Genomic DNA, 16,606 nt, shown 5'->3' with positions numbered 1-16,606 from the left:
GACTACAGCATGCAGGAGACGCAGCCCTCGACCTCCGTGCCCTCGAGCGCCATCTGGCGAAGGCGAATGTAGTACAGGGTCTTGATCCCCTTCTTCCAGGCGTAGATTTGAGCCCTGTTGATGTCGCGCGTAGTCACATTGTCCTTGAAGAACAAGGTGAGCGACAGGCCTTGGTCCACGTACTTCGTCGCCACCGCGTAGGTGTCAATGATCTTCTCGTAGCCGATCTCGTAGGCGTCCTTGAAGTAGGCAACGTTCTCATTGTCCAAGTGCGGTGCCGGGTAGTAGACGCGCCCGATCTTGCCTTCCTTGCGGATCTCAATCTTGGAAGCGATCGGGTGGATCGAGGACGTGGAGTTGTTGATGTAGGAAATCGAGCCAGTCGGCGGGACGGCCTGCAGGTAGCGGTTGTAGATGCCGTCGCGGGCGACGTCCTCCTTGAGCTTCGCCCACTCTTCCGCGCTCGGCGGCTGCGCGGTGGAATTAGCAAACAGCGCCTTGACCTTCTCCGTCTTCGGCTGGAAATCTTCCGGGTTGTAGCGGTCGAAGAACTCGCCGGTGGCGTACTCGGAGCGTTCGAAGCCGTCGAAGCGTTCGCCCTTCTCCACGGCGATCGTGTGGGAGGCCTTGATGCACTCATACATCACCGCGGCAAAGTACGCGTTGGTGAAGTCCAAGCCTTCCTCCGAGCCGTAGTCAATGTGCTCGCGGCCCAGGTAGCCGTGGAGGTTCATCTGTCCCAGACCGATCGCGTGGGACGCATCATTGCCCTCACGTACCGACGGAACCGAGTCAATCGACGTCTTATCCGCCACGGCCGTCAAACCACGAATCGCCGTCTCCACCGTGCGGGAGAAGTTATCAGAATCCATCGTCATAGCGATGTTCAGCGAACCCAAGTTGCAGGAAATATCCTGGCCCAGCTCCTTGTAGGTAAGGTCCTCGTTGAGCACGGACGGGGTGTTGACCTGGAGGATCTCAGAGCACAAGTTGGACATGTTGACGCGGCCGATCTTCACCGGGTTCGCGCGGTTCGCCGTATCTTCGAACATGATGTACGGGTAGCCGGACTCAAACTGGATCTCCGCGATGGTCTGGAAGAACTGGCGCGCGTTGATCTTGGTCTTGCGGATGCGCGGGTCCTCCACCATTTCTTCATACTTTTCGGTGATCGACAGATCCGCGAACGGGACGCCGTAGACGCGCTCCACGTCATACGGGGAGAACAAGTACATGTCATCATTGCGCTTGGCCAGCTCAAACGTAATGTCCGGGATGACCACGCCGAGCGAGAGGGTCTTAATGCGGATCTTCTCATCCGCGTTCTCACGCTTGGTGTCAAGGAAGCTCAAAATGTCAGGGTGGTGCGCGTTGAGGTACACAGCACCTGCGCCCTGCCGCGCGCCCAGCTGGTTCGCGTAAGAGAAGGAGTCCTCCAACAGCTTCATCACCGGGATCACACCGGAGGACTGGTTCTCAATGCGCTTAATCGGGGCGCCGGACTCGCGGATGTTCGACAAAAGCAGCGCCACGCCGCCGCCACGCTTAGACAGCTGCAGCGAGGAGTTAATCGCGCGGCCAATGGACTCCATGTTGTCCTCAATGCGCAACAGGAAGCAGGACACCAGTTCACCGCGCTGCGCCTTGCCCGCGTTAAGGAAGGTCGGTGTGGCGGGTTGGAAGCGGCCGGTCATAATTTCGTCGACAAGCGCCGAAGCGACTTCCTCATTGCCATCAGCGAGGAACAGCGACGTCATGGCCACGCGGTCCTCGAAGCGCTCGAGGTAGCGCGAGCCATCAAACGTCTTCAGCGTGTAGGAGGTGTAGTACTTGTACGCGCCCAGAAACGTCTTGAACCGGAATTTGAAGCTGTAGGCACGCTTGAAGGTCTCTTTCACGAACTCCCAGTCGTACGCGTCAAGGACGTGCGGCTCGTAGTACTTGTTGTCCACCAAGTACTTCATCTTTTCTTCCAGATCGTGGAAGTAGACCGTGTTCTGGTTGACGTGCTGGAGGAAGTACTGGTTCGCCGCCTCCCGGTCCTTGTCAAACTGGATGTTTCCATCCGCGTCATAGAGGTTCAGCAGCGCGTTCAGCGCGTGGAAGTCGAACTGCTCATGCTTATCGACGGGTTCAGCTACAGCGCGACCGTGCGTCTCAGCGGGGGTTCCCAACGTAGAGGGCGGCGTAGTCGACATGGTGGAGATCTCCTTGGAACTGGTGCGTTATCAAAAAGGGGTAGAAGAAGGTGATGGACCGTCACGAGACAGCGTACTTGCGTCGCAGACGAGCGAGGCGCTGCGCGGCCTCATCGAGGCGAGCGTGCTCCGCGGCCTCGAGTTTTTCCCTGTCTGCGGCCGTCAGCGGGTTCAGGCCGAGCGCCACAGCGTTATCCAGCAGCCCGCGGCGGACCTTAGCGACGTCCTCTTCCGTGCCCAGCAGCTCAAAACGGAACAAAAAAGGCACGCCCGTACGCGCTGCAATCACGTCGCCGGCCTTACAGAAGTCAGCGCCGAAATTGGAGTTTCCGCCGGCGATGACGCCGCGGAGGTTCGCGCGATTGTGCTCATCGTCTAAAAAGCGCTCGACTTGCCGGGGCACTGGGTGGGTATTCGCCCACTCTACGTCCTGCTCCGCGGCCACCGAGACTCCTCCGCCGTACGTCGGACACACCAACACGTACGGTTCCGTCACGTCAACCGGCGCGTCGCCCCGACGCAACGGGATCCGGCGGGCTGGAAGCCCCACCTTCTCCACGAACCGCTTGGTGTTTTCCGTTGCGGAGGAGAAGTAGACAATCAACATGCCGCACTCCTTCCATGCACATGCTTATCGACGATCGGTGCCCAGCCGCGCCTTCACCACACCCGCCTCCGGCGCTTTAAGTGCTGCGGACATAAGGGAAGCCGCCAGCGTGTCCTGACGGCTTAACGTTTACTTGTGCGCTGCTAGGCGACGCTTTCTGCAAGGGTGCGGATGCGGTCCGGGCGGAATCCCGACCAGTGCTCGCCACCGACCTCAACGACCGGTGCCTGCAGGTAGCCCAGCGCCATCACGTAGTCGCGTGCGGAATCATCCATGGAGATGTCCACCAAGGTGTAGGGCAGGCCTGCACGGTCAAGGGCCTTCTTGGTTGCATTGCACTGAACACACGCTGGCTTGGTGTAGAGAGTGATCGACATGGAACTGCGCTCTTTTCTTGGAAACTCGCTGATTCGGCCCCGCACCCGAAGCGGTGCGAACACTGCAAAACACTATACGTTGTAGCGAATTCTGGCAACCGCTACTACATATAGTAGTTACATCGATGAAATTACCAGGATAGGGACCTAGAATCACCTACATGTAGTTCACGGTTTCCTCCCCAAAAACACGATGCGGGTTACAACGGTGAAATTTCAGGCGGAAAACTTGGAAGATTCTCAGATTCGTTCGCGGTTATGCCCGCCCTTTAGGGCACAGCGGCCGCAAACGTGACAAAGTTCACACTCTTCGGCTGGGCCGCGCATGGGGGGCGCGCCGCAGCCCCAAAGCAAAACCCGCGCCCCCCTCCTAACGGGGAACGCGGGTCAGCAGAATCCTTGCGCGATTGGCTTAGCCCTGGCGAGCCTTGAAGCGCGGATCCTTCTTGTTGATCACGTAGACCTTACCGCGGCGACGCACAACCTGGGCGCCCGGCTTGTTCTTCAGCGACCGGAGTGAATTACGGACCTTCATCGGGCGCTCCTTTCTTTGTATGCTTTCACTTCACCTCACGGGCATTCCTCATAGGCATCCCGCGGGCATAACGGACTACTACCCTACCTGACGTGCGCGATAGACCCAAAATCGTCTGCTCGCCCGCGGCGAGAGCGGGTACGCTACTCAAGCGCGCGTGAAGCGCCGCTCCATTTCGCCCGCCACATCATCGAGGCTGCGCCCCATCGTCTCAGGCACGCTGAACTTCACAAACACCGTTGCCGCGATGCCGCACACCACGAAGATCATGAAGGTGACTGTGGCGCCGACGCCGTCGACAAGCGGAAGGAAGAACTGTGCCACAGCCCAGTTCATGGTCCACAGTGCTAGGCCAGCCAGGCCCATTCCAACGCCGCGGATCTGGGGCGGGACGATCTCCGAGATCAACAGCCACGTCGTCGGAGAGACCGCAGACTGCTGCGAAGCGATGAACAGCGCCATACACGCCAACGCAACCAGCGCGAGCCCCGAGTTGTTTTCCGCGGAGCGGTACACCACGGCCAGCAAAGACAAGAACACCACGTTGCAGACCAGCCCGCCGACCAGCAAACGCTTTCGCCCGATCCGATCCACAAGCATCAAACCAACCCAGCACGCGACGACGGACACGACACCGATCACCATCGCCGTGTACACGGAATTAGACGTGGACAACCCCACCTTGTTCATCATCGTGGGCGCGAAGTACACGATCGCGTTCACCCCCGTGACCTGCTGCGTGATGCCCAAAAGAGCGGCCACGAAAACAGTCCATCGCATCCACCGCGTCTCCATCAGCGTGCGCCACTGGCCGCGCTGGGCCTGGCGCAGCGCAGCATCCTTCGCGGTTTCTTCGGCCAACTCGTCGGTTTCAATGCCCGTGCGCGCCGCAACAGCGTGCGCTTCCGCCGCGCGTCCCTCACGCGCGAGCCACACCGGGGTGTCCGGCAGGAAGAACATCCCCACGGCCAGCACGGCGCCCGGCACCGCAGCAAGCCCCAGCATCAGATGCCAGTTGCCCCACGGCGCCAGCAGCGAGTTGACCACGTACGCCATCAGCTGGCCGACGACAATCATCAAGGTATTCAACGACACCAGCCGCCCGCGCACGGCCGCCGGCACCATCTCAGAGATGTACATCGGCGCCACAATCGACACCGCACCCACCGCCACGCCGAGGAAGGTGCGCGCCGCGCCCAGCATTGCGGGCGAACCAGCGAACGCGCACCACAGCGAGAATGCCACGAAGAACACGCCCGCGATGATCAGCGTCATCCGCCGTCCCAGCTTGTCGGCGACAGCACCACCCCCAAGCGCACCGATCGCTGCCCCCACGAGCAGCATCGCCGTCACCATGCCTTCTTGGCTCGGGCTCATGCCGAAGTCGTCAGTGATGAACAGCAGGGCTCCGCTCATGACGCCCGTGTCGTAGCCGAACAGCAAACCACCGAACGCCGCGATGGCGGCGACCATCCGCACGTAGTTGTTGACGGTCCCGTGGCCAGCATCGCCGCTGTGTAGAGGTGAATTCATGCCCAACATAGTGCCGACAATTACGATGGCTGTCATGTCAGACATCCACGAAAACACCCAGCTAGAGATCATAAACGCACTGGGTACCGCTCCCTTTATCGATCCAGCGGTGGAGATCGAACGCCGCGTCGATTTCCTCGTTGACTACCTCACGGTCACCGGCGCCCACGGATTCGTCCTGGGGATTTCCGGAGGCCAAGACTCAACGCTCGCCGGCAAGCTCGCTCAGCTCGCTGTTATAAAAAAGCGCTCGCTTATCGACGATTCCCCCTCCCCCTCCCCCACCTTCGTAGCCGTCCGCCTCCCCCACGGAATCCAAGCTGATGAAGATGATGCCCAACTGGCTCTCGATTTCATCGCTCCGGATCAGCGCGTGACGGTTGATATCAAACCCGCCACCACGGCACTGAGCGACGCCGTCGCGGACGCGCTGGGAAACGACGGCAGCCCGCTGACGGATTTCAACAAGGGCAACGTCAAAGCCAGAATGCGCATGATCGCCCAGTACGCCATCGCCGGTGAACTAGGCCTCTTAGTCATCGGCACGGACCACGCCGCAGAGAACGTCACCGGGTTCTTCACCAAGCACGGCGACGGCGCCGCAGACCTTGTTCCCCTTGCCGGGCTGAATAAGCGCCAAGGGGCAGCGATGCTCGCCCACCTAGGCGCTGACGCCCGACTCTACGAGAAAGTTCCCACCGCCGACCTCGAAGAGGACCGCCCCGCACTCCCCGACGAGGAAGCACTCGGCATCACCTACGCACACATCGACGACTACCTCGAGGGCAAACCCGTACCACCGGCCGCCGCGCAGCGCCTCGAACACCTGTGGGCCGTAGGACAGCACAAACGCCACCTGCCTCCGGGCCCCGCCGATACTTGGTGGCGCTAGTAACCGTCACCCGAGGAGTCGTAGGGTTGTCTGCGCTGCGTCGATAAGCGGCGATGCGTAGCTTGCACCGTGGGTGTAGGCGTGAACAGCCAGCGGGTGGAGCTGGTGGATGGGGATGCGGGCCTGCCAGTCGCGGCCTAAGTCTCCCCCGGCGGCGAGGTACGCGTCGGCGATCTCGCCGGTGAACGGCGCCCCGAAGAGCTCAAGCATCGCGATGTCCGTCAACGGATGCCCGCCATGCGCCGCCGGATCAATGAACCGCGGCCCCTCCGGCGAAAACAAGAGATTGCCCGCCCACAAGTCCCCATGAATACGCGCCAGCGGGGCATCCTCATCCTCGCGCACGAGCGACTCACAGGCCCGGGTGACGGTGTCTAGACCCGCGTCATCCAGGTTTCCCCTCGCGTGTGCCTTGCGCGCGAACGGCAGCACGCGCTGCGCGGTGTAGAACTGCGCCCACCGCTGCGTTGGGGTGCATTCTTGCTGCGCGCGGCCAATGTAGTTCGGCCCGTCCCACCCGTCCGCTGGGGCTCCAAACGCAGCCGCGCCCATGGCGTGAATCGCCGCTAGCTCCTCCCCTGCCCGGCGCGCGGCGTCGCGGGTGGGGCGGGTCGTTGCCACCCGCTCGATGGTGAGCGTGTTCGCCGCCGCGTCGACGCCATAGACCTCAACCACCGCGTTCGAACCCTCCCGCAGCCAGCGCAGATAAGCCGCCTCGGCTTCTGCTGCGCGCGGGCCGGTTCCAGTCTTTGTAAATGTCTCCATGGGCCCCACCGTAACCGGTCCTTCATCCACGGGCCTCGTGCGCGAGCAACCACCGCTTCATCTCCACGCCGCCGGCGTAATTGCCCAGGCTCCCGTCACTGCGCACCACCCTGTGGCACGGCACGATGATCGGCAGTGGGTTTGTCGCGCACGCGGTCCCCACCGCCCGCACCGCGCCAGCGTTGCCCACGCGCGCCGCGAGTTCGCCGTAGCTTTCCGTTCGGCCGTACGCGATGTCCAGCAGCGCCTTTTGCACCACACGCCGGAACCCGCCGCCATCGCCCCAATCGAGGGGGACCTCAAACACAGTCCGCTCGCCGGCGAAATATTCGAGCAATTGACGACGCACCCTCTCACCGACCCCGGCACCCTGCAGCTGGGCGTGGGAGGGGACGTGCCCGTCGAGACGCACTGTGGCGACGCCCGTGTCCGACGAACCCACCGCAATCACGCCCACCGGGGTGTCCAGTTGTTGCCACTGAAGATCACGCCGGTCCATGGGGCTAGGCTACCCAACGCGGCGAGCACGCCGCGCGGCGCAACCTGTGGATAACATCGCGCCCAACTAGCATTTGCGCTGGTCAGACTAAGCATGATGGGGACTTTCGGGCGGGATATTTCGGCCGATTTGCACAGTTATCCACAGCCGCAGCAAGAGCGAATCTCACAGGCGAAACGATCGCTTATGCTGCAAAGCACAACCACAACGCGCCGCGGACGCGGCACACAAAACAGGGGGAATTTCATGACAAACGCAACCGGCTCACGCACCGGCCCGCCGTCAAGTTTCGCCGCGTACTACGCCGCGGTGGCGGGCAGCGCGCTCGACATCGTGGCCACGTTCGACGCGGAGCTCGCTCGCAGCGGCGCTCTAGACACCAGCCACGTGTCAGACCTTGAGAAACTGCACAAGGTGTATTTCGGGGCGACGAAGTTCGTCGCTAAGCAACGCGATGCCCGCGAATACGCGCGCCAAGCGTCGCATTCGCTCGACCGGCTCATCGCGATCGAACGCAGACTCACCCACATTAAAAATGCGTCGGAGCAATGGCGACTTCGTCTCGCGCTACTGCGGGTGGGCGGTTCCATCGCGACGCTCAAGCGCGAAGCGAAGAAGATCGTGCCACGCGAGCAGAAGCCGCCGCAACCGGGTGTTAGGTTCAGTCGCTCCCGCGAACGCATGCGCTCCGTGACCATCACCGCAGCCGAGCGGGACATCGAGGACCTCGAGCGGCACCTCAACGAAAGCATCGACTCCAACGCCCCGGCAGGGCCGCAGCTCGCGGACGCCTTTGTCGACCTCATCCGCGGCGACGACGGCGCGGGCGTGCGCACCGCCGTTCCGGAGCCGCTGATCCTCGTTCCCCTCGAGGAGCACATCAAAATCGCAGCAGGTCACGGCGACGACGTCACGCTTCAGCTTACCGACGGCACCACCGTCACCGGCGCCGAATACCTCGACACGCTTATCGCGCGCATGGGTGCGGACGATCCCTTCCTTCAAGCCGCGATTTTCCACCCAACAGAGGGGGCGGTGAACCTGTACGACACGCAACGTTTCGCCAACGATAAGCAACGCACACTGCTTCGAGCCACCAGTCCGATGTGCATCTTCCCTGGGTGCCGCCGCAGCGCAGATCACTGCGAGTACCACCACATCACACCGTGGAAACGGGGCGGACCGACGAACCTGACCAACCTCACCGTCATGTGCTCGTACCACAACCGCGTCAATGACGACGACCCGCATATCAGCAAACGTGGCGCCGCCGCCCACATCGACGGCGATAAAGTGTGGGTTTCACCCCACGGCTTCCCCGTACAACACGATGTCAACGCGCAGCGGGGCGCAATGGCCCTGCTCTTCGGCCCGCGGAGGTACCAGAGGACGGAACACGCCAGCTAGCCGCACGACGACCGCGCGCCACACCCGTTCGATGCACACGACGCGAACGGGCGCCTCGTCACGCCTTCGTACGGTATCGGGCTGATTCCGAGCCCAAAGATGAAACCCCGGCCATCTCTGACCGGGATTTTGCCTAAAAGTGGAGCTAACGGGATTCGAACCCGTGACCCCCACACTGCCAGTGTGGTGCGCTACCAACTGCGCCATAGCCCCATATCAACTTGCGCGTCGCACGAGATGTGCTCGCGACAACTTTGCTTAATATACACCCGCCCTAGGCACGCCCCAAATCGCCAGCAAGGGGCGTGCCGGTTAGGGAAGGGTTATTTCTCGCGGGCTTTTGCGAGACCGTCGGTGAGCCAGTTCTTCTGATCCTCGGTGTATTCCTCACCGTTGATGAACACGCGTGGCGACGACACCGAGCCGGTGTTCTCGTTCAACCACGTAGCGTTCTTAGCGCCAATGTCCTGTGCTGCCTCTACGTAACTGTCGTCGCGGATCTTATCAACGGTCTCCTTCGACGCCCCGAGCTGATCGGCTAGATTAGCGAACGTTTCAGCGCTGGAATTCTGGTACATCTCGGCTTGGCGTTCCATCATGATTCGGTTGAAGGCCGAGTAGAGGCTGGGGTTTCCTTCGTCGACAAGCGCGAGCGATGCAGCAAGCGCACGCGTGGAGTGATTGACCGCGCCTTGATCCAAGAAAATGAGCGGACGAATCTCGACGGTGATCTCGCCGTCTTGAACCTTCTGAATCATGTCCGCGTCAGTTGCACGCGCGAGCTCTCCACAGTAGGAGCAGCTGTAGTCCTGGAACAACGCGGTGGGGATGGAATCATCGTTGGTCTTGTTCGACGAAAGCTTGATGATGCCCTCGTCCTTGTTGTACTCCATCTCGAGCCCCTCGATGACTGGGGCTTCGGCCGCTTCCTGCTGCTTTTCTCGGCCATTCCAGTAGATGAGGCCGATCACTACAACAACAACGAGCAGCAGGGCGGCCAAGATCAGGCCGAAAGATGCTCCCGACTTGTCGTTGGGGTTTTTGACGGAGCGCGACTTGTCAACACGCGTTGCCTTCGTGGTCACAGGGGTACCTCTTTTTTCGATTGAATGTGTATTTGCGGCCTATGGATAAACAGCGAACCTAGTATACGGCCGCCAGATCATGAACAGCGTGACCGCGATGAGTACAACATCGCGAGCGATCACCATCAACAGGTTCGACGGCTCCTGCGAAGCGGTTGGGTCGAAACAGCCGCAGTCGATCTCGAGACCTCGCGCATGAGCGGAGTACAGGCCAATGATGAACAAGACCAGCACGCCGATAGAGACCCAGCCAGACTCACGGATCTTGATTCCAAGCAGCAACATCAAGCCGCCGGCAATCTCGAGCGGCCCGATGACCTGCGCCAGATACTGCGACCATTCGAGAGTGAAAATTTCATATGCCGCAATGTTTTGGGACACGCCCATCAAGTTGCCCAGTTTGGTGGACCCTGAATAGACCCACATCAAACCCAACCCGAAACGCACCAGCGCAGACAGGATGTCCAAGATCCTGTCGCGCGTGCTGGAGGGGGCGACAGGATCGGCGCCGGACTCGACCGACTGCTCGGCCGACTGTTCGGCCGATTGCTCGGCCATGTTCACGCTAGTAGTCACGACTGAAACCCTACCGCATGAACAGCGTGCGTCTCGGCCGAAGGGTTCGGCCGAGGACTGCGGCCGAGGGGTTTAGCCGAGAACGTCGGCGACCAGCTTCTGCGCCTCGTCTTGCACTTTGGCCAGGTGCTCCTCGCCGGCAAAGGACTCGGCGTAGATCTTGTACTTGTCCTCGGTGCCGGAAGGTCGTGCGGCGAACCAGGCCCGGTCGGTTGTCACCTTCAACCCGCCGATGGCGGCGCCGTTGCCGGGTGCTTCGGTGAGTTTGGCGGTGATGTCGTCGCCAGCCAGGGTGGACGCGGTGACTTGCTCGGGCGAGAGCTTCTTCAAGATGGCCTTTTGCTCGCGGTTCGCCTCGGCGTCGGTGCGGGCGTAGAGCGGCGCGCCGAATTTCTCCTCCAGCTCGCGGTAGCGCTGCGACGGGGTCTTACCGGTCACAGCGGTGATCTCGCTGGCCAGCAGGTCCATGATCAGGCCGTCCTTGTCGGTGGACCACACGGTTCCATCTTTGCGCAGGAAGGATGCACCAGCGGATTCTTCGCCGCCGAAGCCGATGGTGCCGTCGATAAGCCCAGGCACGAACCACTTGAACCCAACGGGGACCTCGACGAGCGTGCGGCCGAGCGACTCCACGACGCGGTCGATCATCGACGACGACACCAGCGTCTTGCCCACTGCCGTCTCCGCGCCCCAGCCGTCGCGGTGGCTGAACAGGTACTCAATGGCAACAGCCAGGTAGTGGTTCGGGTTCATCAGGCCGGCATCCGGGGTGACGATGCCGTGGCGGTCCGCATCCGCGTCGTTGCCCGTGGCGATGTCGTACTTGTCACGGTTGTGCACGAGGCTGGCCATGGAGTTCGGCGAGGAGCAGTCCATGCGGATCTTGCCGTCGGTGTCGAGAGTCATGAATCGCCAGGTCGCATCCACGCTGGGGTTGACCACGGTGAGGTTCAGCCCATGCGCCTCAGCGATCGCGCCCCAGTAGTCGACGCTGGCGCCGCCCATTGGATCGGCACCGATTTTCAGGCCGGAGGCTTTGATCGCGTCAATGTCCACCACGTTTGGCAGGTCAGCGACGTAATTGTCCATGAACGGGTGGCGCGACACCTTGTCATCGAGCACGCCGCTTATCGACGTTCGGCGAACGCCCTCCAGGGCGTTCGCAAGGTAGTCATTGGCCCGCGCCGCAATCCAGTCCGTTGCGTCCGTGTCTGCTGGGCCGCCTGACGGCGGGTTGTACTTGAAACCGCCGTCACGCGGCGGATTGTGCGAGGGGGTGATCACGATGCCGTCAGCGCGCTTCGGGTCCGTGCCCGTCACGCCGCCGCTTAACGACGCATTGTGCGACAAAATCGCATGCGACACGGCGGGGGTCGGGGTGTAGCGCCCCCGATCGTCGACAAGCACGTGCACCTCATTGGCCACGAGGACCTCAAGCGCGGAGATCATCGCTGGCTCTGAGAGCGCGTGCGTGTCGCGGCCGACGTAAATGGGACCACCAATGTTGTTGTCGCGGCGGTAGTCGACGATCGCTTGGGTGGTGGCCAGAATGTGCTGCTCGTTGAACGCGTTGTCCAGACTTGAACCGCGGTGGCCGGACGTGCCGAACGCCACTTGCTGGTCAGGGTTCGACGCGTCAATGTCGCGGGTGTAGTACGCGGCGACAACCTCCGCGATGTCAATCAGGTCCGATTCTTGTGCCAACTGGCCAGCTCTGTCGTGCGCCATGGGTGCTCCTTGCTCGCGGGTGGATGCATGTATCTCCCATTGTCCCCGTGCTGGTGCGTTTTCGCCACGGTGGGCGCGCGAGCTTCACGCGAGCAAGCCGTTGAATGGACTAGCGTGGAATAGTGCTCACCAACGGTTTCAGAGACGCGCTGGCAATCGGCGTCGGCGCTTCTTTCGGCGCGTTGGTTCGCTTCACGCTTACCTCGGCGATTCCGTTAAACGTTGTCGCCGAAGTCATCATCACGCTGACGATCAACATCGTGGCGTGTTACGCGATGGGGCTTTTCGACCCGCCGCCTTTCTGGGGCAAGGGGCTTTTGGGTGGTCTCTCGACGTTTTCCGCCCCCGCGCACACCGCCGCTCGGATCTACCCCATCAGCGCCGCGGCCTACATCGCGGCAACCATGTTCGCGTGCGTCATCGCGTGGGTTCAGGGTAACGACGCGCGCAGGAGACGAGCACGATGATGGACCAGATCGAACTTTTTAGGCTGTTCCACGAGGATTCCGTCGTACTCCTCGTCGCGGTGGGTGCGGGTGCGTTCGTTGGCGGCATCACGCGCTGGGCGCTGACCCACCTACCCAGCGCCCATGCTGGGACGTGGGCGGCCAACATGATTGGGTGCGCTGTTTTCGGGTTCGCCAGCACCATGCCGGGGATCTGGCCCGCTGTGGCCGGCGCGGGTTTTGCTGGCTCGTGTTCGACGCTGTCGACCTTGGCCAAGGAGCTCGGCCAGATGGCGCAACGCAACGAATATGCAGCGCTCATGCACTACGCCTTCGCGACGGGCGCGTTGGGCATCCTCGCCGCCTGGCTGGGCGCCGTGATTGGCGGCGGGCAGGTGTTCCCGGCGGAATTCGCGGGGTAGGAGTGGGCTGAGCCGGCGAGGAAGCCGCGGCGGGCGGCTGGCGCGGCGCGGCTAGTTTTCGTCGACGATCGCGTCCAGCGGTGGCGTGCGTGCAGCGCGCACCGCCGGCCAGACCGCGGCGACAAGCCCCACGACCACGGAGGACACAAGCACGACGGCCAGCATCGTCCACGGGATCGCGATGTTTTCTAAGCCCTGGTCCTTCAGCACCGTCAAGAACGCCCAGCCCAGAATCAAGCCGGTGACAATGCCCAGAAGCGCGCCGAAGATCGCGATCTGAACGCTTTCCAGAACGATCATGCGGCGCACTTGGCCGCGTCGCGTACCGACGGCACGGAGCATGCCAATTTCCTGACGCCTCTCAATGACAGACAGCGTGAGCGTGTTGACGATGCCCAGAATCGCGATCACCACGGCTAAGGACAACAGGGCATACAGAATCGACAACATCTGGTCGATGAACTTCGAGGCCTCGCCGCCCACTTCCTTCGCGGTGTAGACCTGCACGACGATGTCCTGCTTCACCGCGTTTTCCAGGTTGATCCGCAGTTGTTCGTCGGTGACCGAACCGTCATTGTTCACGCCGACCATCGCGACCATGAACATCTGTGGGGGCAGCACGTCCTTTGCTGTCGGTTCGGCGATCGCCCAACCGCTGAGAATATTACTGTCCCCGAACAACCCGACGACGGGTGCTTTCACCTTCTTCGGCGAGACCCCCGGTGCAGCAATTTCCACCTCCTGGCCCACCTTGACGCCCATTTCCTCGGCTTTAGTGGCGTTCATCAGCACTCCGCCGCCGCTTAAATCGGACACGCCTTCGACAACGTCAAGCTTGAGCAATTTGGCGGGGTCACCCGACAAAACCGTGGAGACGCCCTCGCCCCCGAAGCCAATCTCATACTTGCCATTGACGGTGAGCGGGGCGTTCGCGTTGGACATCACGTCTGTCACCCCGTCCACCTTGGCAACGCGCTCGGGCAGATCAGCCGGAATCGGGAACGATCCCATTTGCGGGCCGTACATGACGTAGTCAGCGTTAACCTCGTTTTCTAAAACGTCGTCCACGCTGCGCTGCATCGTCGCCCCGAGCATGCCAATGACCGTGACCAGAGCGATGCCCAGCATGAGCGCAAACGCCGTCGCCGCAACGCGCCGCGGGTTGCGCTTCGAGTTCGTCGCAGCCAACGACCCCACAGCGCCAAACGGCGCTCCAAGTACGCGCCCCAAGCCAGGCACGATCGGCAGTGAGAGCGCCGGCCCCGCGAGGAACAGCCCGACGATCACGCACACCGCCGCGACACCCACCAACGATGCCCGGTTACCCGTCGAGCCGTCCTCCCAGGAAACACCCCACGCCACGAACGCAGCCCCCGCGGCCAAGAGGATCGCCCCGATAATCGTCCGGACCTTCAACGGTTGCGGCGCCGCGGCTTCACTGGAGCGCATCGCCTCGACCGGCTGCACCCGACCCGCGCGACGCGCTGGCGCCCACGCGGACAGAACAGTCACTACCAAGCCCACCAGTATCGGAATTACCACCGCGTCCCAGGACAATCCCAGGCCGGCTCCGGGCAGCTCCGCGCCTTGGCGCTCCATGATCGCTCGGATCAGCGAGACGATGCCAAGGCCTGCAACGACGCCCACCGCTGAACCAATCACACCGACGATGACCGCTTCTACAACGACCGACCGCGTAATCTGCCGCTGCGCCGCACCCAGTGCTCGCAGCAACGCGAATTCCTTCGTCCGCTGCGCCACGATCATAGAGAACGTGTTGGCAATCAAGAACGTGCCCACGAGCAGACCCACCAGACCGAACGCGATGAGGAAGTAGCTGATGAACGATAACGCGTTGCGGATCTCCTTTGAGATCCGGTCCGCCACGACCTGACCTTCTTCGATCTTTAAATCGGGGAATTCGCCGCGCAGCTCACTCACCAACTGCGCAGACGTCGTGCCTTCCACCGCCGAAACCGCCAGGCTCGGGTACCCCTCACGCGGGGAGTAGAAGTCTAGGTACGTGGGTTCGTCGATAAGCAGCTTTAGCCCGCCAGACGTACCAAGCTCATCCTCATAGAGGCCCACGACGGTAAACGTATGGCGCGTTTGCGTATCGACGACGATGATCTCGTCCCCAACCGAGATCCCATGCTTTAACGCTCCGTCAGCGTTGATGATCGCCTGCTTAGCCCCCTTTGGCGCGGCGCCCTCGGTCAGTGTGAGCGGTTCGCGCGCGCTGCGGTCCTCTGGATAGTAGACGCTCACCTGCGAGGCACCACCGGTTTGCACCGGCTCCAAGTCCTCACGTGCAACCACGACGGTGACCGAATCGATGATATTGATGTCGTCGATAAGCGGGCTTTGCCTCATCTTATCGACGGTCTTCACTGGCACCGCGACCTGATTTTCCGCGGGCTCCACCGCTGCGTCCACCCCGCTGAAAGTGTTGGACACCGCGGAGTCAAACGTGCGCTCCAACATGTTTGTGAACATCATGGAACCGGAAATGAACGCCGTGCCCAACACGACAGCGAGCACCGTTAGTGCCAGCCGCAACTTGTGGGCGCCGACGTTACGTAAAGAAACCTTGGTCAGCGCGCCCATTAGCCCTCGATTCCGGACATCGTGGCGAGGATTTTCTCCATGGTGGGCTCGCGCATCTCATTGACGATCTGGCCGTCGGCGAGGAACACCACGCGATCCGCGTACGACGCCGCGCGCGCGTCATGCGTCACAATCACCACCGTCTGGCCGTCGCGGTCGACAGCGGTGCGCAAGATGTCGAGCACCTCGCGAGACGAATTCGAATCAAGATTACCCGTGGGCTCATCGCCGAAAATGATCTCCGGCTTGCTCACCAACGCACGCGCGCATGCGACGCGCTGCTGCTGACCACCCGAAAGCTCCGCCGGGCGGTGGCTCAGGCGATTGGACAGGCCCAAGCGCTTCGTGATCTCGTTGAACCACGCTTTGTCGATCTTGCCGCCCGCGATATCCGTCGGCAGCGTGATGTTCTCCGCCGCCGTGAGCGTAGGCACCAAGTTGAACGATTGGAAAATGAAACCCAGCCGGTCACGACGCAGGTCCGTCAGCTCCTTGTCCTTCAACGTGGACAGGTCAGTATCTCCGATGAATGCCGATCCGGACGTGAACGAATCCAGGCCGGCCATCGTGTGCATCAGCGTTGATTTTCCGCTTCCCGACGGTCCCATAATCGCCGTGAACTCATTCGCCATGAACTCCACGTTGATACCGTTCAGGGCATACACAGTGGTGTCGCCCTTCCCGTAGGTTTTCACCAGGTCCACGGCCCGAGCGGCCGCGCGACGACCCGCAGGTTCCTGCGCCGAGCGAGCCACGCCTGCGTCAATAATTGGATCGTCCTCAATCCGCTCATGCCTACCCACTCGACTACCTCCGTCTTTTTGTCCTGCACGCATTGTTCTAGCGTCAACCATCCTACGCAACGGACGGTGCCCGGGTTTCGGCGGGTTTTTTGGGATAGTGAAGCGCCCGTCGTGGTGGGTGCTGGG

General features: G+C 61.9%; 15 protein-coding genes, 1 tRNA gene and 1 pseudogene. 4 read left to right on the top strand and 13 right to left on the bottom strand.

Annotation, left to right across the window (positions count from 1 at the left end; translation table 11 throughout):
- Window positions 1–2: 2 nt before the first annotated feature.
- The 5 genes and pseudogenes from nrdE to CAQUA_RS02405 all read right to left on the bottom strand — a co-directional run bounded on the left by nrdE (window position 3) and on the right by CAQUA_RS02405 (window position 5,250).
- Window positions 3–2,198: a class 1b ribonucleoside-diphosphate reductase subunit alpha gene (gene nrdE, locus CAQUA_RS02425; protein ID WP_196824669.1), complete on the bottom strand. Its 2,196-nt coding sequence runs from the start codon at window positions 2,196–2,198 to the stop codon at window positions 3–5.
- Between the two features lie 172 nt (window positions 2,199–2,370).
- Window positions 2,371–2,805: pseudogene (gene nrdI / locus CAQUA_RS02420) on the bottom strand (class Ib ribonucleoside-diphosphate reductase assembly flavoprotein NrdI); the annotation flags it as partial.
- 143 nt (window positions 2,806–2,948) lie between these two features.
- The gene (gene nrdH / locus CAQUA_RS02415) at window positions 2,949–3,182 is read right to left on the bottom strand and encodes a glutaredoxin-like protein NrdH (protein WP_196824671.1); all 234 of its coding nucleotides are present in this window, start codon (window positions 3,180–3,182) and stop codon (window positions 2,949–2,951) included.
- A gap of 412 nt (window positions 3,183–3,594) precedes the next feature.
- Complete coding sequence (ykgO, locus tag CAQUA_RS02410; RefSeq protein ID WP_034665258.1) at window positions 3,595–3,717, bottom strand: type B 50S ribosomal protein L36; 123 nt, start codon at window positions 3,715–3,717, stop codon at window positions 3,595–3,597.
- A gap of 147 nt (window positions 3,718–3,864) precedes the next feature.
- Window positions 3,865–5,250, bottom strand: coding sequence for a sugar porter family MFS transporter (locus CAQUA_RS02405; RefSeq protein WP_231375445.1), 1,386 nt, complete (start codon window positions 5,248–5,250; stop codon window positions 3,865–3,867).
- Window positions 5,251–5,275: 25 nt separating this feature from the next.
- Here CAQUA_RS02405 and nadE point away from each other — a divergent pair, with 25 nt between their 5' ends.
- Window positions 5,276–6,142 carry an NAD(+) synthase gene (gene nadE / locus CAQUA_RS02400; RefSeq protein ID WP_196824673.1) on the top strand — a complete coding sequence of 289 codons (867 nt, stop codon included), beginning with the start codon at window positions 5,276–5,278 and terminating at the stop codon, window positions 6,140–6,142.
- A gap of 6 nt (window positions 6,143–6,148) precedes the next feature.
- Here the strand turns inward: nadE and CAQUA_RS02395 are convergent, their stop codons facing one another.
- Together CAQUA_RS02395 and CAQUA_RS02390 are read right to left on the bottom strand one after the other, a co-directional pair.
- Window positions 6,149–6,907: a fructosamine kinase family protein gene (locus CAQUA_RS02395; RefSeq protein WP_196824674.1), complete on the bottom strand. Its 759-nt coding sequence runs from the start codon at window positions 6,905–6,907 to the stop codon at window positions 6,149–6,151.
- Between the two features lie 22 nt (window positions 6,908–6,929).
- Window positions 6,930–7,406, bottom strand: a complete 477-nt coding sequence (locus CAQUA_RS02390) for a methylated-DNA--[protein]-cysteine S-methyltransferase (protein WP_196824675.1) — start codon at window positions 7,404–7,406, stop codon at window positions 6,930–6,932.
- A 246-nt stretch (window positions 7,407–7,652) separates the two neighbouring features.
- Between CAQUA_RS02390 and CAQUA_RS02385 the strand changes: the two genes are divergently transcribed.
- Window positions 7,653–8,813, top strand: coding sequence for an HNH endonuclease signature motif containing protein (locus tag CAQUA_RS02385; protein WP_196824676.1), 1,161 nt, complete (start codon window positions 7,653–7,655; stop codon window positions 8,811–8,813).
- A gap of 140 nt (window positions 8,814–8,953) precedes the next feature.
- Here CAQUA_RS02385 and CAQUA_RS02380 read toward each other — a convergent pair.
- From CAQUA_RS02380 to pgm, 4 genes are all read right to left on the bottom strand, one after another.
- Window positions 8,954–9,026: transfer RNA gene (locus CAQUA_RS02380), tRNA-Ala, on the bottom strand.
- 110 nt (window positions 9,027–9,136) lie between these two features.
- Window positions 9,137–9,898: a DsbA family protein gene (locus CAQUA_RS02375; protein ID WP_196824677.1), complete on the bottom strand. Its 762-nt coding sequence runs from the start codon at window positions 9,896–9,898 to the stop codon at window positions 9,137–9,139.
- A 39-nt stretch (window positions 9,899–9,937) separates the two neighbouring features.
- Window positions 9,938–10,474 (bottom strand): DoxX family protein, encoded by a 537-nt coding sequence (locus CAQUA_RS02370; RefSeq protein WP_290178604.1) that lies wholly within the window; start codon window positions 10,472–10,474, stop codon window positions 9,938–9,940.
- Between the two features lie 72 nt (window positions 10,475–10,546).
- Window positions 10,547–12,202, bottom strand: a complete 1,656-nt coding sequence (gene pgm, locus CAQUA_RS02365) for a phosphoglucomutase (alpha-D-glucose-1,6-bisphosphate-dependent) (RefSeq protein ID WP_196824678.1) — start codon at window positions 12,200–12,202, stop codon at window positions 10,547–10,549.
- 122 nt (window positions 12,203–12,324) lie between these two features.
- Here pgm and CAQUA_RS02360 point away from each other — a divergent pair, with 122 nt between their 5' ends.
- A complete protein-coding gene (locus CAQUA_RS02360) occupies window positions 12,325–12,669 on the top strand; it encodes a CrcB family protein (RefSeq protein WP_196824679.1) in 345 nt (114 codons plus the stop codon).
- Window positions 12,666–13,070 carry a FluC/FEX family fluoride channel gene (locus CAQUA_RS02355; RefSeq protein ID WP_196824680.1) on the top strand — a complete coding sequence of 135 codons (405 nt, stop codon included), beginning with the start codon at window positions 12,666–12,668 and terminating at the stop codon, window positions 13,068–13,070. The genes CAQUA_RS02360 and CAQUA_RS02355 overlap by 4 nt, the downstream gene beginning before the upstream one ends.
- A gap of 51 nt (window positions 13,071–13,121) precedes the next feature.
- Here the strand turns inward: CAQUA_RS02355 and CAQUA_RS02350 are convergent, their stop codons facing one another.
- The gene (locus tag CAQUA_RS02350) at window positions 13,122–15,677 is read right to left on the bottom strand and encodes an ABC transporter permease (protein WP_196824681.1); all 2,556 of its coding nucleotides are present in this window, start codon (window positions 15,675–15,677) and stop codon (window positions 13,122–13,124) included.
- Window positions 15,677–16,480, bottom strand: a complete 804-nt coding sequence (locus CAQUA_RS02345) for an ABC transporter ATP-binding protein (protein WP_376993130.1) — start codon at window positions 16,478–16,480, stop codon at window positions 15,677–15,679. The genes CAQUA_RS02350 and CAQUA_RS02345 overlap by 1 nt, the downstream gene beginning before the upstream one ends.
- Window positions 16,481–16,606: the final 126 nt, after the last annotated feature.

The sequence above is a fragment of the Corynebacterium aquatimens genome (genome assembly GCF_030408395.1).
Taxonomy (GTDB): Bacteria; Actinomycetota; Actinomycetes; order Mycobacteriales; family Mycobacteriaceae; genus Corynebacterium; species Corynebacterium aquatimens.
This window is presented reverse-complemented; position numbering and strand designations above follow the sequence as displayed.